Source organism: Streptomyces sp. NPDC059718, from assembly GCF_042733315.1.
Taxonomy (GTDB): domain Bacteria; phylum Actinomycetota; class Actinomycetes; order Streptomycetales; family Streptomycetaceae; genus Actinacidiphila.
On the sequence record NZ_JBHWGA010000018.1, the window covers coordinates 1 to 19,029 of the forward strand.

Annotated in this window: 19 protein-coding genes; 6 read left to right on the forward strand and 13 right to left on the reverse strand. The window is 72.4% G+C overall.

Annotated elements, in window-relative coordinates; genetic code table 11:
* The first annotated feature begins 709 nt into the window (after positions 1-709).
* Complete coding sequence (gene trpS, locus ACFV3E_RS20885) at positions 710-1,708, forward strand: tryptophan--tRNA ligase (protein ID WP_500535975.1); 999 nt, start codon at positions 710-712, stop codon at positions 1,706-1,708.
* 48 nt (positions 1,709-1,756) lie between these two features.
* Here trpS and proC read toward each other — a convergent pair whose 3' ends face one another.
* From proC to ACFV3E_RS20900, 3 genes are all read right to left on the reverse strand, one after another.
* On the reverse strand, positions 1,757-2,566 hold the full coding sequence (proC, locus tag ACFV3E_RS20890) for a pyrroline-5-carboxylate reductase (protein WP_499513254.1): 810 nt from the start codon (positions 2,564-2,566) through the stop codon (positions 1,757-1,759).
* Between the two features lie 67 nt (positions 2,567-2,633).
* On the reverse strand, positions 2,634-3,371 hold the full coding sequence (locus tag ACFV3E_RS20895; RefSeq protein WP_500535976.1) for an ABC transporter permease: 738 nt from the start codon (positions 3,369-3,371) through the stop codon (positions 2,634-2,636).
* Positions 3,368-4,156, reverse strand: coding sequence for an ABC transporter ATP-binding protein (locus tag ACFV3E_RS20900; RefSeq protein ID WP_500535977.1), 789 nt, complete (start codon positions 4,154-4,156; stop codon positions 3,368-3,370). Before ACFV3E_RS20900 ends, ACFV3E_RS20895 begins: the two co-directional genes overlap by 4 nt.
* A 200-nt stretch (positions 4,157-4,356) precedes the next feature.
* Between ACFV3E_RS20900 and ACFV3E_RS20905 the strand changes: the two genes are divergently transcribed.
* The 3 genes from ACFV3E_RS20905 (at position 4,357) to ACFV3E_RS20915 (ending at position 7,120) form a co-directional block, all read left to right on the forward strand.
* Positions 4,357-4,707 carry a hypothetical protein gene (locus tag ACFV3E_RS20905; RefSeq protein ID WP_500535978.1) on the forward strand — a complete coding sequence of 117 codons (351 nt, stop codon included), beginning with the start codon at positions 4,357-4,359 and terminating at the stop codon, positions 4,705-4,707.
* Positions 4,708-5,061: 354 nt separating this feature from the next.
* Entirely contained in the window at positions 5,062-6,540 is a 1,479-nt protein-coding gene (locus ACFV3E_RS20910; protein WP_500535979.1) for a SulP family inorganic anion transporter, read from the forward strand.
* Positions 6,541-6,682: 142 nt separating this feature from the next.
* Positions 6,683-7,120, forward strand: coding sequence for a hypothetical protein (locus ACFV3E_RS20915; RefSeq protein ID WP_500535980.1), 438 nt, complete (start codon positions 6,683-6,685; stop codon positions 7,118-7,120).
* Positions 7,121-7,159: 39 nt separating this feature from the next.
* Here the strand turns inward: ACFV3E_RS20915 and ACFV3E_RS20920 are convergent, their stop codons facing one another.
* The 5 genes from ACFV3E_RS20920 to ACFV3E_RS20940 all read right to left on the reverse strand — a co-directional run bounded on the left by ACFV3E_RS20920 (position 7,160) and on the right by ACFV3E_RS20940 (position 9,391).
* Entirely contained in the window at positions 7,160-7,936 is a 777-nt protein-coding gene (locus ACFV3E_RS20920) for a class I SAM-dependent methyltransferase (RefSeq protein ID WP_500535981.1), read from the reverse strand.
* A 52-nt stretch (positions 7,937-7,988) separates the two neighbouring features.
* Positions 7,989-8,300 carry an SH3 domain-containing protein gene (locus tag ACFV3E_RS20925; RefSeq protein WP_500536105.1) on the reverse strand — a complete coding sequence of 104 codons (312 nt, stop codon included), beginning with the start codon at positions 8,298-8,300 and terminating at the stop codon, positions 7,989-7,991.
* Positions 8,301-8,400: 100 nt separating this feature from the next.
* Positions 8,401-8,778, reverse strand: coding sequence for an SH3 domain-containing protein (locus ACFV3E_RS20930; RefSeq protein ID WP_500535982.1), 378 nt, complete (start codon positions 8,776-8,778; stop codon positions 8,401-8,403).
* Between the two features lie 31 nt (positions 8,779-8,809).
* Positions 8,810-9,031 carry a peptidase gene (locus tag ACFV3E_RS20935; protein WP_500535983.1) on the reverse strand — a complete coding sequence of 74 codons (222 nt, stop codon included), beginning with the start codon at positions 9,029-9,031 and terminating at the stop codon, positions 8,810-8,812.
* 39 nt (positions 9,032-9,070) lie between these two features.
* Positions 9,071-9,391: an SH3 domain-containing protein gene (locus ACFV3E_RS20940; RefSeq protein WP_500535984.1), complete on the reverse strand. Its 321-nt coding sequence runs from the start codon at positions 9,389-9,391 to the stop codon at positions 9,071-9,073.
* 109 nt (positions 9,392-9,500) lie between these two features.
* Between ACFV3E_RS20940 and ACFV3E_RS20945 the strand changes: the two genes are divergently transcribed.
* Entirely contained in the window at positions 9,501-11,690 is a 2,190-nt protein-coding gene (locus ACFV3E_RS20945; protein ID WP_500535985.1) for a serine/threonine-protein kinase, read from the forward strand.
* Between the two features lie 51 nt (positions 11,691-11,741).
* Here the strand turns inward: ACFV3E_RS20945 and ilvD are convergent, their stop codons facing one another.
* The 4 genes from ilvD to ACFV3E_RS20965 all read right to left on the reverse strand — a co-directional run bounded on the left by ilvD (position 11,742) and on the right by ACFV3E_RS20965 (position 16,342).
* Positions 11,742-13,595 carry a dihydroxy-acid dehydratase gene (gene ilvD, locus ACFV3E_RS20950; protein ID WP_500367452.1) on the reverse strand — a complete coding sequence of 618 codons (1,854 nt, stop codon included), beginning with the start codon at positions 13,593-13,595 and terminating at the stop codon, positions 11,742-11,744.
* Positions 13,596-13,790: 195 nt separating this feature from the next.
* Positions 13,791-14,423 (reverse strand): TetR/AcrR family transcriptional regulator, encoded by a 633-nt coding sequence (locus ACFV3E_RS20955; protein ID WP_500535986.1) that lies wholly within the window; start codon positions 14,421-14,423, stop codon positions 13,791-13,793.
* A complete protein-coding gene (locus ACFV3E_RS20960) occupies positions 14,423-15,226 on the reverse strand; it encodes a sugar phosphate isomerase/epimerase family protein (RefSeq protein WP_500536106.1) in 804 nt (267 codons plus the stop codon). Before ACFV3E_RS20960 ends, ACFV3E_RS20955 begins: the two co-directional genes overlap by 1 nt.
* 177 nt (positions 15,227-15,403) lie before the next feature.
* Positions 15,404-16,342, reverse strand: a complete 939-nt coding sequence (locus tag ACFV3E_RS20965) for a Ppx/GppA family phosphatase (protein WP_500535987.1) — start codon at positions 16,340-16,342, stop codon at positions 15,404-15,406.
* 101 nt (positions 16,343-16,443) lie between these two features.
* On the opposite strand from ACFV3E_RS20965, the gene ACFV3E_RS20970 reads away from it, so the two are divergent.
* Positions 16,444-17,283 carry a DUF3109 family protein gene (locus ACFV3E_RS20970; RefSeq protein WP_500535988.1) on the forward strand — a complete coding sequence of 280 codons (840 nt, stop codon included), beginning with the start codon at positions 16,444-16,446 and terminating at the stop codon, positions 17,281-17,283.
* Here the strand turns inward: ACFV3E_RS20970 and ACFV3E_RS20975 are convergent.
* Positions 17,280-18,959 carry a BACON domain-containing protein gene (locus ACFV3E_RS20975; protein ID WP_500535989.1) on the reverse strand — a complete coding sequence of 560 codons (1,680 nt, stop codon included), beginning with the start codon at positions 18,957-18,959 and terminating at the stop codon, positions 17,280-17,282. The two genes, ACFV3E_RS20970 and ACFV3E_RS20975, sit on opposite strands and share 4 nt — an antisense overlap.
* Between the last annotated feature and the right edge of the window lie 70 nt (positions 18,960-19,029).

Here is a 19,029-nt window from a genome sequence, read left to right on the forward strand (position 1 = left end):
TCCTGAGCCAGGATCAAACTCTCCGTGAATGTCTTCACGAGAGCGGCACCATCGGGAGGAATAATCCCGACGTGCCCAGCGTCCTCGCTGTGTTTTTTACAAAGGAACCTCGTCCGAGATGGACGGGGTATCAACATATCTGGCGTTGACTTTTGGCACGCTGTTGAGTTCTCAAGGAACGGAAGCTTCCTTCGAGACCGTTTCACCGGCCCCTCCGGGCTTTCCCTTCGTTGTCTCCAACCTTACCAGATCCGTTTCGCGTTTCCGCTCTTCGTTTCCGGCCCCCTATTGGAGCGGGGTTTTTCGTTTCGCGCCTTCCGGCGTGTCCACTACGTTAGCGGATTTCCCCGGCGGTTCATAATCGAGCCATTCGGATCTGATTTCGGCATGCCGAAATCGTCCCCGAGGGGAAGTCGTGCAGTAGTGGTTTGCCGCCGGGCGGCTTGAGTGGCCACCTCTGGAAGGTGACCCGTCCGAGGCAGCTTGAGAACACTACACCACGCCCAGGGGTGCTTCAAACCTGTGGCCGTCAACAGGTTTGCGCGTTACCTTCGGGGCATGACCGAGCATGCGCACTCGTACCTGTGGTGGGCCGCCTGACGGCGGCCGACGCTCAGCGCATGCATCCAACGGCCGCCGCTTCGGCGGCCGTACGTGTTTCTGCTCCGGCTCGCCGACCGCGGTGGTCCCACAGCCGGGAGGAACAGCGATGACGAGGGTCTTCAGCGGGATCAAGCCGACGGGGCACCTGACCCTGGGCAACTACCTGGGCGCCGTGCGGCAGTGGGCGGCGGTGGACCAGCACCGGGCCGAGTCGCTGTTCTGCGTCGTGGACCTGCACGCGCTGACCGTCGAGCACGACCCGGCGCGGGTGCGGCGGCTGAGCCGCCAGGCGGCGACGCTCCTGCTGGCGGCCGGCCTCGACCCGGGGGTCTGCACGCTCTTCGTGCAGAGCCATGTGGACGAGCACGCCCGCCTGGCGTACCTCCTCGAATGCACCGCCACGGACGGGGAGATGCGCAGGATGGTCCAGTACAAGGAGAAGGCGGCCCGTGAGCAGCGGCGGGGCGGCAGTGTGCGGCTGTCGCTGCTGACGTACCCCGTGCTGATGGCGGCGGACATCCTGGCGTACGGGGCGGACGAGGTGCCCGTCGGGGACGACCACGCGCAGCACGTGGAGCTGACGCGGGATCTGGCGGTGCGGTTCAACCACCGTTACGGGCATGTGTTCACCGTCCCCCAGGCGGTGCTGCCGCAGGTGGCGGCGCGGGTGATGAACCTGCAGGACCCGGGGTCGAAGATGGGGAAGTCGGAGGACACCGGCCCGGGGATCGTCTACCTGCTCGACGAGCCCGACGTCGTCCGCAGGAAGGTGCTGCGGGCGGTGACGGACAGCGGGCAGGACGTGGCGTACGACCCGCAGGAGCGGCCCGGGGTGGCGAACCTGCTGGAGATCCTGTCGGCGTGCACGGGCCGGGCGCCGCAGGACCTCGCGGCGGGGTACGACTCGTACGGCGCCCTGAAGAAGGACACCGCCGAGACCGTCGTGGAGGAGCTGCGGCCGTTGCGGGAACGGCACGCGGAGCTGGTGGCCGACCCCGGCTACGTGGACGGGGTGCTCAGGGACGGTGCCGCGCGGGCGCGGGCCCTGGCCCGGCCGACGGTGGACGCGGCCTACCGGGCGATCGGGCTGCTGCCGCCGGGCTGAGGTCGTGCTGACGGCGGCCGGGGCCGCCGACCCCGGCCGGCCGGTCGGTCAGCCGTTGCCGGAGGCGAGCTCGCGGCTGCGGTCGCGGGCGGCCTCCAGGGCGGCGATCAGGGCGTGGCGCACGCCGTGCTTCTCCAGTTCCCGGATGGCGTTGATGGTGGTGCCGGCCGGGGAGGTGACGGCCTCGCGGAGCTTGACGGGGTGCTCGCCGCTGTCGCGGAGCATCACGGCGGCGCCGATCGCGGACTGCACGATCAGGTCGTGGGCCTGGGCGCGCGGCAGGCCGAGGAGGATGCCGGCGTCGGTCATGGCCTCGACCAGGTAGTAGAAGTACGCGGGTCCGGAGCCGGAGAGGGCGGTGGCGGCGTCCTGCTGGTACTCGGGGATGCGCAGGGTCTTGCCGACCGGCTGGAAGATCTCCTCGGTGCGCAGCAGGTGCTCCTCGGCCGCGTGGCTGCCGCCGGAGATGACGGACATGCCCTCGTCGACCAGGACGGGGGTGTTGGGCATGACGCGGACGACCGCGATGCCGTCCGCGAGGCGCTCCTCGAAGAAGGAGGTCGGGACGCCGGCCGCGGCGCTGATGATCAGCCGGTCGGCGGCGACGTGCGGGGCGAGCTCCTCCAGGAGGGCGGACATGTCCTGCGGCTTCACGGCGAGGATGAGGGTGTCGGCGGTCTTGGCCGCCTCCTCGTTGGAGACCGATTCGACGCCGTAGCGGGCGTGCAGCTCCTGGGCGCGCGCCGGGCGGCGGGCGGTCACGAGGAGGTTCTCCGGCTGCCGGCCGGCACGGAGCATGCCCGACAGAAGGGCCTCGCCGATCTTGCCGGTGCCGAGCACCGCGACTTTCTGCGTCATAGGGGTCATCCTCGCACCGTGGGCGGCCCGGAGGCCGTGCCGTCCACGGTGCGGTCACCCTGGGGGATCAGGCCGTACGGCGGCGGAGCGTGGCCGCGCCGAGGGCGAGTGCGAGCGCGGCGCTGCCGGCGACGACGGCGAGGTCGCGGACGAAGTCACCGGTGACGCCCGTGTGGGTGAGGACCTCCTGCATGCCGTCGACGGCGTACGACATGGGCAGGACGTTGGAGATGGCCTCCAGCACCGGCTGCATCCGGTCGCGCGGCATGAGCAGTCCGCAGAGCAGGATCTGCGGCAGCAGCACGGCGGGCATGAACTGCACGGCCTGGAACTCGCTGGCGGCGAAGGCGCTGACGAAGAGCCCGAGGGCGGTGCCCAGGCAGGCGTCGGCGAGGGCGACCAGGAGCAGCAGCCAGGCGGAGCCGGTGACGTCGAGGCCGAGGGCGAGGACGGCGAGCCCGGTGGCGAGGGCGGCCTGGACGACGGCGATGGCGCCGAAGGCGAGGGCGTACCCGGCCAGCAGGTCGCCCTTGCCCAGCGGCATGGACAGCAGGCGTTCCAGGGTGCCGGAGGTGCGTTCGCGCAGCGTCGCGATCGAGGTGACCAGGAACATCGTGATGAGCGGGAAGATGCCCAGCAGCGAGGCGCCGACGGTGTCGAAGGTGCGCGGGCTGGCGTCGTACACCCAGGACAGCAGGGTGAGCAGGACGCAGGGCACGACGACCATCAGGGCGATGGTGCGCGGGTCGTGGCGCAGTTGCAGCAGCACGCGGCGGGCGGTGGCGAGGGTGCGGCGCGTGCTCATCGGACGGGCTCCTCGGTCTGGTGGGGGAGCTTCCCGGCGGCCTCGTCGACGAGGCGGAGGAAGGCGTCCTCGACGGTGGGGGCGCCGGTGCCTGCGCGCAGCTCGTCGGGTGCGCCCTGGGCGAGGATGCGGCCCTCGCGCATGAGCAGCAGCCGGTGGCAGCGCTCGGCCTCGTCCATGACGTGGCTGGAGACGAGGAGGGTGGCGCCCCGTTCGGCGGCGAGGCGGTGGAAGAGCTCCCACAGGTCGCGGCGCAGGACGGGGTCGAGGCCGACGGTGGGTTCGTCGAGCACGAGGAGTTCGGGGGTGCCGAGCAGCGCCACGGCGAGGGAGACGCGGCCCAGCTGTCCGCCGGAGAGGTTGCCGGCGAGGGCGGTGGCGTGGGAGGCCAGGTCGACGTCGGCGATGGCGCGTTCGACGTGGTCGGGCGCGTCGCCGCCGAGGACGGCGGCGAAGTACGCGAGGTTCTGGCGGACGGTCAGGTCGAGGTAGACGGAGGCGGCCTGGGTCACGTAGCCGATGCGGGGGCGCAGGTCGCGGTGGCCGGCGGGCAGGCCGAGGACGTCGAGGGTGCCGGTGACGGCCGCCTGGGTGCCGACGACGGCGCGCATGAGGGTCGACTTGCCGCAGCCGCTGGGGCCGAGCAGGCCGGTGATCTCGCCACGGGGGACGGCGAACTCCAGGGCGTCCAGGACGGTGCGGCCGCCGCGGACGACGGTGAGCCCGGAGGCGTGCACGGCGGGTCCGGGGCCCGGTTCTCCGGGCTCCTCGGCTTTATTCATCATGCGGTGAATAATGCTCCGGGGCGCGTCGGGACGTCAAGGAGCGGCGGATGCATTCGTTTGAGTGACGGATCATTTACACTCCGTTTGCTTAAAGAGCTTGCAAAATGGAGTGGCTGTCTGCGCAAAATGGAGGGCGGCTACGCATCGGAACGGGGGCACCTGTGGTATCGGCCAAGGGAGTTGCGCGTGCTGTCGCCGGAATGGCGGCACTGCTGCTCTCCCTGTTCGCGGCGATAGGCTGCGCCGCCGCCGAGCCCGTTCCCGTCTCCGGCCGTGGCGCGGGCACGACGGTGGCGCGCGTGGAGCCCGAGACCCGGAACTGCCTGGCACGCAGGCACGGGAGCAACGGCATACGCCTGGTGCTGCCCGGGACCGTGAGCGTCCCGGCACCGGCACCGGCACCACGGGGCGGCACCGGGACCGATGAGACGGTCCCGGCGGAAGGCGCCCAGGTGTCCGCCGCCGTGACGGCGCCGCGGACCGCCCGGCAGGCGGTACCCCTCTCCAGATCCGGAGAACTACCGATCGCCCTCGGCGCGTTCCGCTGCTGAGGCACGGCCTGCCGCCAGCCCTTCCCTCCTGACCGCGGTCGTCGCCCGCGGCCCGGGCCCGACCCCGGCCCGAGCCCGCGCCGGCGCCCGCGCGTCCACGTGCACGCACATGCACTCGTACGCGGCGCCCGCGGTCCGGGAGAACCGTCCCCCCACACTGCTCGACCACGTACGCCCCCGCCCACACCGGCGCCGGGGCGCAATGGAGGACACCCGCGTGAAGACCTTCATCCCCCCATCCCCCACCTCTTGTTCCGCCCTCCCCCCACCAGCCGCCCTCCCCCCACCAGCCGTCCGGCCCCTCCGGCCCGTCCGCGGCTCCCTCACCCCCGCCCCCGCGCGGTGAGCCGCCTCATGCGCGCCGCGTCGCGACTGCCCCGCCCGCAGTCGCTGCGCGCCGACGTCACCGCCTCCCTCGTCGTCTTCCTCGTCGCCCTGCCGCTGTGCGTGGGCGTGGCCGTCGCCTCGGGGGTGCCGGCCGAACTCGGCCTGGTCACCGGCATCGTCGGCGGGATCGTGACCGGCCTGCTCCCCGGCAGCAGCCTCCAGGTGTCCGGCCCGGCCGCCGGACTCACCGTCCTGGTCTACGAGGCGGTCCAGGAGTTCGGACTGCCCTCACTGGGCGTGCTCGTGTTCTGCGCGGGCGGGCTGCAGCTCGCCATGGGCGTGCTCCGGCTGGGCCGCTGGTTCCGGGCCATCTCCGTCGCCGTCGTCCAGGGCATGCTGGCCGGCATCGGCCTGGTGCTGATCGCCGGACAGGTCTACGCGCTCACCGACACCGCGGCACCGGCAGGCGGCGTCGCGAAGATCGCCGGATTACCCGGACTGGTCGCGGGCACCGTCGCCTCGCCCACGGCGCTCACCGCGCTCGCGGTCGGCGGCGGCACCATCGCGGTCCTCGTGCTGTGGCCCCGCATCCCGCGTGCCGCGCGGCTGCTGCCGGGGCAACTGGCCGCGGTCGCGCTGGCCACGGGCGCGGCCGTGCTGTTCGGCCTGCCGGTCCAGCGCGTCGAGGTGGCCGGACTGCTCGACGTCGTCCAGCCGCCGGGTGCCGGACAGTTCGCGGGGCTGGCGAGCCTGTCCATGATCGGCACCGTGCTGGCCTTCACGCTGATCGCCTCCGCCGAGAGCCTGTTCAGCGCCGCGGCGGTGGACCGGCTGCACGACGGGCCGCGCACGGAGTACGACAAGGAACTCATCGCGCAGGGCGCGGGCAACGCCGTCTGCGGGGCGCTCGGGGCCCTGCCGATGACCGCGGTGATCGTCCGCAGCGCGGCCAACGTGCAGGCGGGCGCCCGTACGAAGGCGGCACGCGTGCTGCACGGCGTGTGGCTGCTGCTGTTCGCCGCGCTGATCCCCGGCGCCCTGGGGGTGATCCCGGTGGCCGCGCTGGCGGGTGTGCTGGTGCACGCGGGCTGGAAGCTCGTACCGGTGAAGGAGCTCGTGCCGCTGTGGCGCGCGCACCGGGGCGAGGCCGTCGTCCTGGTGGTGACCGCGACGGCGATCGTGGCCACCAACATGTTCGAGGGGGTCCTCATCGGGCTGCTCACGGCCGTGGTCAAGGCGGCCTGGGAGACCTCGCAGACGCATGTGGAGATCCACGACAAGGGCGAGGGCCCGATCGTCGTCCGCGTCCTGGGCAACGCCACCTTCCTGCGGCTGCCCAAGCTGCTGGACCAACTGGAGGCCCTGCCCCGCGACCGCCCGATGGAACTCGACCTGCGCCGGCTGCGGCACCTCGACCACGCCTGCGGCATGGCCCTGCTCGGCTGGGCCGAGCGGCACAACGAGGAGGGGGTGACGCCCGTCCGGGTGCAGGGCGCACCGGTGTGACGCGGCGGCCCGGGACCGGGCGGGACGGGGCGCCGCCCCTGACCCACGGTTCCGGGCCGTCTCAGGGTCATCCCCTATGGCTTCGGGAGCGGAGCGGAGTGACCGTGGCCATATGAGGCGTTCTACCGATGTATCCCGGGACGTGACCGGAGCCGAGAAGCGGCAGCTCGCGGTGGCCTCGGCCACCCTCGGCCCCTGGCGCCCGGCGGCGGCGGTCGGCGCGATCGGCGGCGGGGTCTCCCTCGCCGCCTCCGCCCTGAGCGGCGACTTCGGGCTCGGCGTCGTCGCCGGCGCCGTGTCCGTCGCGCTGATGCTCTTCTTCCTCGTCGGCGGCGCCGGCGCGGTGACCGGGCGCGGCCCGCGCGCCGACCGCCGCATCCGCCGCTGGGCGGCCGCCCACCCATGGCGCGTCGCGCTGGTCCCGGCGGGGATGCTGCTCGTCACCGACGTCGTGATGCGCCAGATCCTGACCTCCGAGGGCTTCTTCGGCAGCCTCTGGGACGGCCTGTGGCGAGGGGTCCTCGTCGCGGGCGTGGTCGGCGTCGTCGGTTCGGTGGCCGGGAGGCGGCGGGCCGGCTAGGGCCGGCCGCCGGGCCTTGCCCCCCTCGGTCCTTGACCGTCAGTCCTTGACCGCCACCGTGAGGTCGACCTTGTAGGGCTCGACCACGTGACCGTCCGGGAAGAGCGCCAGCAGCGCGCGCCGCTCGTCATCGAGGATGCGGCGGGCGGTGTCCGGGGCGAGCACGGCGAAGTAGGAACGGCTGCCGAGCATCGCGAGGTGCGTGTCCAGCGCGACGGTGCGCGTCCAGTGCAGGACGCGGGTCTCGGTGCGCATCCCCAGGCGGGAGCCGAGCGAGCGGAGGATGTCCTCCGCCGTCCCCGTCAGGCCGTTCTCGTGGTAGCGGGGGACCGCGCGGGCCAGCCGCTCCTCCTGCTCCCGCACCCAGGCGACGCCCATGTCCGGCACGTTCCACCACAGCGCGAGCGCACCGCCGGGCCGCAGCACCCGTGCCGCCTCGGGGGAGGACTTGGCCGCGTCCGTCCAGTGCCACGCCTGGGCGTACGTCACGAAGTCCGCCACCCCGGACGCGAACGGCAGCGCGTCCCCGTCCCCGCGTACGAGCGGCACGTCCGGCTGCCCCGCCCGCAACTGCGCGGCCATCCCCGCCCCGGGCTCCACGGCTGTCACGTTCGCCCCGCGCGCCCGCAGCAGCGCCGTGGCGATCCCCGTCCCGGCCCCCACGTCCAGGACCGCGGCCCCGGCGAAGGGACGGCCGCTGATCTCCTCGACGGCGTCGAACAGCTCCCCCGGGTAACCGGGGCGGGCCGCGGCGTACTGCGCGGCGACGGTGTCGAACGACTGGGCGAGCACGCGGTGGGCCGGGTGTGTGGTCATGGGGGTTGTCCTTCCCCGTGGGACGCGGGCGCGACCCACCGCGTGGGCTCGGTCAGACGCAGCTTCCGGCGACGTACCCGTCGCTGCCGGTGTGCACGTAGGTGTCGGAGACGTACTGCCCGGGACCGATCCGGTCCCAGATGTTGCTCGTCCCGTAGTAGCCGCTGACCGTCTCGCCCGGGGTCTGGCAGAAGATCGGCACCTTGACGTCATAGGGCAGGAGCCTGACGATCTGGTAGTTCGTGCCGGGGCCGGTACGGACGTTGAGCCGTACGTCGGGGGCGACCGGGTAGTACACGAGATCCGCGGACGCCGCGGTCGCTTCGGCGGCACCCCCCAGCACGAGGAACACCGCCCCGGCCATCGTGGCCGCACCGGCCGCCAGTGCGGCACGCCTGCTCTTGCTCAACACGTTCCTCCCGCGAGACGAATCCAAGGCATGGGCTTGACGAGATGTTGATGCGTCAGCTGCAGCGCGACGCGACGTACCCGTCGCTGCCGGTGTGAACGTAGGTGTCGGAGACGTACTGGTTGGTGCCGATGCAGTCCCAGATGTTCGAGGTGCCGTAGTAGCCGCTCTCCGTCGTGCCCGGGGTCTGGCAGAAGATCGGCACCTTGGCGTCGTAGGGAAGGACCTTCACGATGTGGTAGCCGGTGCCCGGCCCTGAGCGGACGTTGAGGCGCACGTCCGGCGCGACCGAGTAGTAGATGAGATCGCCCGAGGCCGAAGCCGTGGCCGCCGCGGCATCGCCGGCGCCCCCGAGCACGGGGAAGGCCGCCCCGGTCAACGCGGCCGCGCCGGAGAGGAGTAACCCGCGCCTGCTCTTGCCCTCGCTCAACATGCCCTCCTGATGGATGAAGAACCGCGGACGCTCATCCGCAGTGCGCAGCGACGTAACCGTCGCTGCCGGTGTGCACGTACGTGTCGGAGACGTATTGGCCGGGACCCATCCGGTCCCAGATGTTCGACGTCCCGTAGTAGCCGCTGACCGTCGTGCCGTCGGCCTGGCAGTAGATGGGGACACGCGCGTCGTAGGGCAGGACCTTCACGATCTGGTAGCCCGTTCCGGGTCCGTTCCGGACGTTGAGGCGCACGTCAGGCGCGACCGGGTAGGTGACACCGAAGGGCGGCGCTCATCCGCAGCGACCCGCCACGTACCCGTCACTACCGGTGTGCACATAGGCGTCGGAAACGTACTGGCCAGGAGCGATCCGGTCCCAGATGTTGGAGGTCCCGTAGTAGCCGTCGACCGTCGTACCCGGGGTCTGGCAGATGATCGGCACCTTGACGTCGTAAGGAAGGACCTTGACGATCTGGTGGCCGGTGCCAGGACCCGTGCGAACGTTGAGGCGGCAGCCCGGAGCCACCGAGTAGTACACAAGGCCGGATGCCGCGGTCGACCGCGCGGCTTCTGCCGAATCGTCGAGATTTTTCTCGTCCACTAGGCCCCCCATAACGGTTCACGCTCTGTTAGGTGCAGGCTAGCAATCCGAACCGCCGCCGTTACGGGGATCCACTAGGCTCACCAAGTTGCGGCTGCGGACGAACACACGGGGGTGGGTCATGCCGCCACTGCGGGGACCCGGGACCGACCCGGAAGCGGAACATCCGGAATACGCGGGGCAGTACCGGCTCGAGAGCCGGCTCGGCTCAGGTGGCATGGGCGTGGTGCATCTGTCGCGCTCCACCTCGGGCATGCGACTCGCCGTCAAGGTCGTGCACGAGGAGTTCGCCAAGGACCCCGAGTTCAGGGCACGTTTCCGGCAGGAGGTCGCTGCCGCCAGACGCGTGAGCGGGGCCTTCACCGCCTCCGTCGTGGACGCCGATCCCGATGCCGAGCGGCCGTGGATGGCCACGCTCTACATACCCGGGCCGACGCTCGCCGAGTTCGTGAAGCGGAACGGGCCTGTCTCGCCGGCCCAACTGCGGTACCTGGTGGCCGGCCTCGCGGAGGCGTTGCGGGACATCCACCGGGCGGGCGTGGTCCATCGCGACCTGAAGCCGAGCAATGTGCTTCTGGCCGCGGACGGTCCCAAGGTGATCGACTTCGGCATCTCACGGCCGTCGGACAGTGACCTGCGGACCGAGACCGGCAAGCTCATCGGGACGCCCCCGTTCATGGCACCTGAGCAGTTCCGCAGGCCACGAGCGGTGGGGTCGGCCGCCGATGTCTTCGCGATGGCCAGCGTGCTCGTGCATGCGGCAACGGGGCGCAGCCCGTTCGACTCCGACAGTCCTTACATCGTCGCCTACCAAGTGGTTCACGACGAGCCGCAGTTGGAGGGGGTCCCAGCGGATCTCCGACCGCTGATCGAACGATGTCTCGCGAAGGACCCGGACGACCGTCCGACGCCCGATGCGATGATGACGGAGCTGAGGTCGATCTCGGCTTCCTACGACACACAGACCTTCAGCGCCTTCGACATCGACACCGAAGCGGAAGGCCTGATTCCGACTCCTCGACGACCGCCGGGCGCAGAAGTCGTCATAGGGGCGTCCGGGTCGTATTCTCCCCTGCGACGACCCGAGAAAGGACGGACGACCGCCTCCTGGTGGCGCGCCCGGCGCCTTGTCGTGGCCGTCTCGACGCTGCTTGCCGTGGGAACGGCAACCGTATGGGGCGTCCAGCACCAGGGTCAGGGGGACACAGCGAGCGCCCGCGACCGGGGAGCCCAGTCGACTGCCGGGTTCCGTCCCTGGACCACCGTTCTCCGCAGCGACGAGCGGCCCAGTGACACCGCCGCCTGCTCGTACGCGGTCGGAGCCCTGTACTGCAGTCAGCGCGGTGTCGCGGCGGCAAGGATCAACCCCGGAAGCGGCGTCCTGCAGTGGTCGGTCCGCAGCCCGGACAGGGAAACCGACGCCTTGTCGAGTGCCCCGGTGGCGGCGGGAGGTGTCCTGCGCGTCACGAGCAAGGACGGCAACAGGTTGTCCGCGCTGGAGACATCCACAGGGCGAACCCGGTGGACACTGGACATCTCCGCTTACCAGGGCGCCTACTACAGCCTGGGCACAACGGTCCTCTTGGTGAGCAAGAGTGCCGATGTCACCGCGGTGGACGGAACGACGGGCCGCGAACGCTGGCACGCCAGGCTGAAGGGCGAATCGCTTCCGGTCTTCGCGGAGTACGACGGCTCCGGCATGGCCTACGCCATGTCCGGCGACGGCAAGCACACGACCGTGGCTGCGATCGACCTGGAAGACGGAACCGTCCGACGCAAGCACCGGTTCGACGGGGATCTCAGCCCCATCGGGGTTTCCGGGCACCACCTTTTCCTGACAGCAGCCGACGGGTTCTCCCGCGCCGCCTGGATCGTGCGCATCGACACCACCGACTGGTCGGAGCGTCGTGTGCGGCTCGTCGTTCCCATGGTGGGGGTGCAAGCAGCGATACGCGGGGACACCGTTTTCCTGCTCGAGTACGGAGGCGCTCTCGTCGCGGTCGACACCAGGCGCCGGGACATCGAGCCGACGGCCGCGCAGCAGTGGCGCGTTCAGACGTCAGTGACCGAGGCCTCGCGGCCCGTGCTCGCGGGTGAGCGCGTGTTCCTGACCACCGCGGACGGACGGTTGCTGGCGATCGACACCGCGCGCGGCGCACTGCTGGGCCAGACCGAGCCGCGGCCCGATGCGGACTCCAGTGTCACCACGGGGGCCCCGCCCTCCCCCGTCGTCGCCGACGGGAAGGTGTTCGCGACCGCGCCCGACGGCAGTGTGTTCGCCGTGGACGCGAAGGACCCCTCCCGCTGGTGATCGCGGGGATCGGCGGAAGGGGTCTCGGGGACGACGGGGCCGGGGCCGGGCTCAGCCCTCGAGCTTCGTGACGTCGCGGACGGCGCCCTTGTCGGCGCTGGTGGCCATCGCGGCGTAGGCCTTGAGGGCCAGGGAGACCTTGCGGTCGCGGTCCTTGGGGGCGTAGACGCCGCCGAGGGCGGCGCGGCGGGCGGCCAGTTCCTCCTCGGGGACGAGGAGTTCGATGCTGCGGCCGGGGATGTCGATGCGGATGCGGTCGCCGTCCTCGACCAGCGCGATCGTGCCGCCGGACGCCGCCTCGGGGGAGGCGTGGCCGATGGACAGGCCCGAGGTGCCGCCGGAGAAGCGGCCGTCGGTGACGAGGGCGCAGGCCTTGCCGAGGCCGCGGCCCTTGAGGAAGGAGGTGGGGTAGAGCATCTCCTGCATGCCGGGGCCGCCCTTGGGGCCCTCGTAGCGGATGACGACGACGTCGCCCTCCTTGACCTCCTTGCGGAGGATCTTGTCGACGGCCTCCTCCTGGGACTCGCAGACCACGGCCGGGCCCTCGAAGGTCCAGATGGACTCGTCGACGCCGGCGGTCTTCACCACGCTGCCGTCCACGGCGAGGTTGCCGTGGAGCACGGCCAGGCCGCCGTCCTTGGAGTAGGCGTGCTCGGCGGAGCGGATGCAGCCCTCGGCGGCGTCGAGGTCGAGGGCCTCCCAGCGCTCGGACTGGGAGAAGGCCTCGGCGGAGCGGACGCAGCCGGGGGCTGCGTGCCAGAGTTCCTCGGCCTCGGCGGAGGGGGAGCCGCCGCGGACGTCCCAGGTCTTGAGCCAGTCGGCGAGCGACGGCGAGTGGACGGAGTGGACGTCCTCGTTGAGCAGGCCGGCCCGGTGGAGTTCGCCCAGCAGGGCGGGGATGCCGCCGGCCCGGTGCACGTCCTCCATGTAGTATGTGCGGCTCTTCGCGACGTTGGGGGCGACCTTGGCCAGGCACGGCACGCGGCGCGAGACGGCGTCGATGTCGGTGAGGCCGAAGGGGACGTCGGCCTCCTGGGCCGCGGCCAGCAGGTGGAGGATCGTGTTGGTGGAGCCGCCCATGGCGATGTCCAGGGCCATGGCGTTCTCGAAGGCCTCGAAGGTGGCGATGGAGCGCGGCAGCACGGACTCGTCGTCCTGCTCGTAGTAGCGCCGGGTGATGTCCACGACCGTGCGGCCGGCGTCCTCGTACAGCGCCTTGCGGGCGGTGTGGGTGGCCAGGACCGAGCCGTTGCCGGGCAGCGACAGGCCCATCGCCTCGGTGAGGCAGTTCATCGAGTTGGCGGTGAACATGCCGGAACACGAGCCGCAGGTGGGACAGGCGTTCTCCTCGATGCGGAGGATGTCCTCGTCGGAGATCTTGTCGTTGACGGCGTCGGCGATCGCGTCGATCAGGTCGAGGGTGCGCACCGTGCCGTCGACGAGGGTGGCACGGCCGGCCTCCATGGGGCCGCCGGAGACGAAGACGGTGGGGATGTTGAGGCGCAGGGCGGCCATCAGCATGCCCGGGGTGATCTTGTCGCAGTTGGAGATGCAGATCAGCGCGTCGGCGCAGTGCGCCTCGACCATGTACTCGACGGAGTCGGCGATCAGGTCGCGGGAGGGCAGCGAGTAGAGCATGCCGCCGTGGCCCATGGCGATGCCGTCGTCGACGGCGATCGTGTTGAACTCGCGCGGCACGGCGCCCGCGGCCTTGATCGCCTCGCTGACGATGCGGCCGACGGGCTGCAGGTGGGTGTGCCCGGGCACGAACTCCGTGAAGCTGTTGGCCACCGCGATGATCGGCTTGCCGATGTCCTCGCTCGCTACGCCCGAGGCGCGCATGAGGGCGCGGGCGCCCGCCATGTTGCGGCCGTGGGTGACTGTGCGGGACCTCAGCTCGGGCACGGGGACCACTCCCTACGTTTCCATCTCGGAGCCTTCGAGCGTACGCCCCCGGTCGCGGTACGCGGCGGTGTGTCCGTATTGCGGACGGCGAGTCCACGGTGTGGATGGCGATCCGGTACCGGAACCGACGGGTCCGCAGCGGGCCGGCGACGGGGCTCTCTCCCCCATTGTCGACCCGTTTGCCATGCGGCCGGCTCATCCCGTGACGGGCCCCGGATCGGTCAGGTAGCGCTGGAGGGTCGGCGCGATGAGGGCGATGACGTCCTCCATGTCCGCCGACGCCAGCGGCTCGATCTTGATGACGTAGCGCATCATCACGATGCCGATCATCTGGGCGCCCGCGAGTTCCGCGCGGAGCCGGGGGTCGGGGACCTTCAGTTCCGACGCGACGCGCTCCAGCAGCCGCCGCAGGACGATGCCGCGCAGCACGCCCGCGGCGGTGTCGTTGGTCACGGCGGAGCGGACGATCGCCAGCATGGGGGCCCGGGAGACCGGGTTCTCCCATATGGCGACGAAGAAGCGGGCCAGCCGCTCGCCGACGCCCTCGGGACCGGTCGCGAGGACGTCGGGGACGCCGAAGGCGGCCTCGAAGCTCAACTCGATGGAGGCGGCGAAGACCTGCTCCTTCGCCCCGAAGTAGTGGTGCACCAGCGCCGGGTCCACGCCCGCGGACTTGGCGATGGAGCGGATCGAGGTCTTGTCGTAGCCGCGGGCGGAGAACTCCTGCCGGGCCGCGGCGAGGATCAGCTCGCGGGTCTCGGCGGTGCCCGAGCGGCTCCCGGCGGGGCGGCCGCGGCCGCGCCTGCCGGTCCCGTCCTCCGGAGCCATCAGCGCACCCGCGCGGCCGCGGCGAGGTGCAGCCGGGTGAAGGCCAGCGCCTCGGCGAGGTCCGCCTCGCGCTCGGCGGCCGACATCGCGCGCCGGGTGTTCACCTCGATCACCACATGGCCGTCGAAGCCCCGCGCGGCCAGGCCCTCCAGCACCTCCGCGCAGGGCTGGTTGCCGCGTCCGGGCACCAGGTGCTCGTCCTTGCCGGAGCCGCTGCCGTCGGCCAGGTGGACGTGACCGAGCCGGTCGCCCATGCGGTCGAGCATCTCCAGCGTCCCGGTCCTGGCCGTGGAGGTGTGCGACAGGTCGATGGTGAAGTGCCGGTAGTCGTCCTTGGTGGGGTCCCAGTCGGGGGCGTACGCGAGCATCTCCCGGTCGCGGTAGCGCCACGGGTACATGTTCTCGACGGCGAACCGGACGTCGGTCTCGTTCGCCATCCGCCAGATGCCGGCGACGAACTCCCGCGCGTAGCTGCGCTGCCAGCGGAACGGCGGGTGGACGACCACGGTCGAGGCGCCCAGCTTCTCCGCCGCCGTCTGGGCCCGCTGCAGCTTCACCCAGGGGTCGGTCGACCACACCCGCTGGGTGATCAGCAGGCAGGGGGCGTGCACCGCCAGGATCGGGATGCCGTGGTAGTCCGACAGGCGGCGCAGCGCCTCGATGTCCTGGCTGACCGGGTCGGTCCACACCATCACCTCGACGCCGTCGTAGCCCAGCCGGGCCGCGATCTCGAAGGCCGTCGCCGTGGACTCGGGGTAGACCGAGGCCGTGGACAGCGCGACCTTCGCGTCCGGTACGCGCACGGTGTGTCCGTTCGGGTCCACAGGGTCAGGGGCTGCCACGGGGAACAGCGTACGGCGGCCGGTCGGCCCGACGGCACATCGCACCCGGCCGACGTGACGCGATCGACACGCGGGGCGGCGCGGGGCGGCGCGGGGCGGCGCGGCGCCCGCACGGCGGCGTTACGCCGTGCGCCTCGTTCAGCCCCGGTCGCTCGTCATCAGGTCGAGGCGCCGCAGGATGACGCCCTCGCGCAGCGCCCACGGGCAGACCTCCAGCTCGGTGACCCCGAACAGGTCCATCGCCGCGTCCGCGACCAGCGCCCCGGCCAGCAGCTGGCGGGCCCGGCCCTCCGACACGCCCGGGAGGTCCCGGCGGGCGCCCTCCGTCATGGCGGCCAGCCGCGGCACCCACTCCGCCAGCGCCTTGCGGCTCAGCGTGCGCTGCACGTACAGGCCCTCGGCGGAGCGGGCCGCGCCCGCGATCCGGGCCAGTTGCTTGAAGGTCTTGGAGGTGCCCACCACGTGGTCGGGCCCGCCGAGCCGGCTGAACTCCGCCACGGTGCGGGCGATCTCGGCGCGCACGTGCTTGCGCAGGCCGCGCACGTCGTCGGGGGTGGGCGGGTCGCCGGGGAGCCAGCCGCTGGTGAGCCGGCCGGCGCCGAGCGGCAGGGAGACCGCGGCGTCCGGGTCCTCGTCCATGCCGTACGCGACCTCCAGGGAGCCGCCGCCGATGTCCAGCATGAGCAGCCGGCCGGCGGACCAGCCGAACCAGCGGCGGGCGGCGAGGAAGGTGAGCCGCGCCTCGTCCTCCCCGGACAGCACGGTCAGGGCGACCCCGGTCTCGGCGGCGACCCGGGCGAGCACCTGCTCGCCGTTGGCGGCCTCGCGCACCGCGCTGGTGGCGAAGGGCAGGACGTCCTCCACGCCCTTGTCCTCCGCGACGACCAGGGCCTCGGCGACCTGGGCGACCAGCCGCCGCACGCCGTCCTCGCGGATCGCGCCGTCCTCGTCCAGCAGCTCCGCCAGCCGCAGCTCCGCCTTGTGGGAGTAGGCGGGGAGCGGACGCGCGCCGGGGTGCGCGTCCATGACCAGAAGGTGGACGGTATTCGAACCCACGTCGAGGACACCGAGTCTCATGCCCGGAACGCTACTGCGCCGCGCCTTGACCGGGGACATGCGGGGTATGGGCACATGCGCGGGTGACCACTGGAGGAGCTTCACATGCTTACCCTGACATCGTGGCGAAGGTGAAAAAGGCGACGAAGCGGCAGCATCACCCGGACGTGTCGGACGAGGTCGGGCTCGATTTCCCGCGCGCGTGGGTCGAGTTCCCCGATCCGGCGGACGAGGAACAGGTCTTCCGGTGCGACCTGACGTGGCTCACCTCACGGTGGAACTGCGTCTTCGGCCGCGGCTGCGAGGGCATCCAGGCGGGCCGGGCGGACGACGGCTGCTGCACCCTCGGCGCGCACTTCTCGGACGACGACGACGAGAAGCGCGTCGCGCGGCACGTGGAGCGGCTCACCCCGGAGCTGTGGCAGTTCCACCCGGTCGGAGAGGAGGGCGGCTGGGCCGAGGTCAACGAGGACGGCGACCGGCAGACCCGGCGGCACCAGGGCGCCTGCATCTTCCTCAACCGCCCCGGCTTCCCCGCGGGCGCCGGCTGCGCGCTGCACACGCTCGCGCTCAAGGAGGGCCGCGAGCCGCTGGAGACCAAGCCGGACGTGTGCTGGCAGCTGCCGATCCGGCGGACGTACGACTGGGTGGACCGGCCCGACGACACGCGCGTGCTGATGATCTCGATCGGCGAGTACGACCGGCGCGGCTGGGGCCCCGGCGGTCACGACCTGCACTGGTGGTGCACGGGCGCGCGGTCCGCGCACGGCGCGGGCGAACCGGTGTACGTCTCGTACCGGGCGGAGCTCACGGAGCTGATGGGGGCGCAGGCCTACGACCGGCTCGTCGAGCTGTGCGAGCAGCGGCTCGCCTCCCTGCTGCCGATGGCGCCGCACCCCGCGGACCCGGTGCCGGGCTCCCGCGGTGAGGGTCCGGGGCAGGACGAGGGCGAGGACGCCTAGTCGTCGCCCTGGTCGTCCCCCTGGGCGGAGGACGGGGAGGGCGAGGGGCTCTGGCTCGGCGGGTCGCTCGGTGACGGGTCGGGGGCGGACGGGGTCGGAGAGGGGTCGGGGGAAGGCGACTGCCTCCCCCTCCCCTCGATCGTGACGACCGCGCCCGACGGGTCGAACCAGATCCGTGCCGTCCACGGCCCCACGGGCTCCCGCGAGCGGTCCACGGAGACCGTCAGCGTCATGCTCTGGCCGGGCCGCAGCCTGCCGTGGCTCCGGCTCAGCCGCAGCCACGGCTCGGAGGTGGCCGCCCTCCAGCGGACCGGCGCCGCGCCCTCGGCGGTGAGGGTGACGACGGTGACGTGACCGCGCGAGCGGGCCTCGACGAGCAGCCGGCCCGGGCGGGGCACCGAGCGGTCGTCGCCGTCCGTGGCGTCGCCCGGCGGCGAGGCGGAGCCCCGGGCACCGGCCGAGGCGGAGGCGGCGGCGGACGCCGAGGGGGCGGCGGACACGACGGAGACCGACAGACGGCCCTGGCCGCCGCGCGTGGAACGCCCGCGCGCGTCGGCCGCGCCCGCGACACCGGCCTTCTCGTACTGCACGCCGTCGAGGCCCTCGCCGGCGCTGAAGGAACCTTCCCCCTTGTGCTCGGGCGCCAGCGGCGCTCCGTGGTACGCCGCCCACAGCGCCAGCACCGGTGCCGCGACGACGGCCGCGACCACCGTGGAGGTCACCGCGCGGTGCCGCATCCGGGCCCGCCGCGCCATCCGCTCCTTCAGGTCCATCGGGAAGCCGCGCCGGTCGAAGCGCGGGGTGCCCTGGCGGGCGCGCCCGACGCCGCCCTGCATGGCGTGCAGCAAGGCGGCGTACGCGGCGGAGCGGGGCGCCTCGACCGTCGACAGCACGGCCGTCGCGGCGGTGGTGGCCAGGCCCGGCCACGGTCCCGTCGCCACGGCGCGCTCGGCCGTGACCCGGCAGTGCGCGCACACGTCGACGTGGGTCACCAGCTCGCGGCGGAGCGCCGAGCCCAGCAGCACCCGGGCGTCACCGGCGAGGCGGGCGACCGCCGCGCAGTTGCCGAGCTCGACCACGGCGAGCGCCGCCCGGGTGCGCTCCACCTCGCAGGCCGCCTGGGCGAGCAGCGCGCGCGTCGCGTCCGGCTCCCGCCCGACGACCAGGGCCACCTCGTGCGGCGCCAGCTGGTGCCGGACGGCGAGCTCCAGCGCCTCGCGCTGCTCGGGGGTGGTGCCGGCCGCCTCGGGCCAGGCGAGCGCCGCCAGTTCCCCGCGTCTGCGGGCGGCCACGTCCGCCGAGGCCTGCACCGACACCGGCCGCCCTTCGGCCAGGGTGCGCAGGCAGGCCCAGCGGGCCAGCGCGTACAGCCAGGGCCTGCGCAGCTCGGTGTCGCGCAGCCGGGCGCGCTGGCGCTCGGCCACGGCCAGCACGTCGCCGAGGGCGGCGGCGGCGGAGTCGTGCTCGCACAGCACGGAGAGGCAGTAGGTGAACAGCCCGTCCAGGTACGGCTCGTAGTGCGCCGGGGGCTGCGCGGGCAGGGTCCCCTGCGGGCGCGGCCGCCGCCGCGCCGGGGACCCCGTGGTCCCCGGCGCGGCGCGGCCACGCTGGACCGGCGCGCGGTGTCGGCGGTGCGCGCCGGTTGTCTGGGAGGGTGTGTCAGACCTGCTGCTCATCACTCCGTGACGGTAGGACCACGACCCGTACACCCCCAGGCATCACGGCGGGCTTTAATCCAAATGGGTG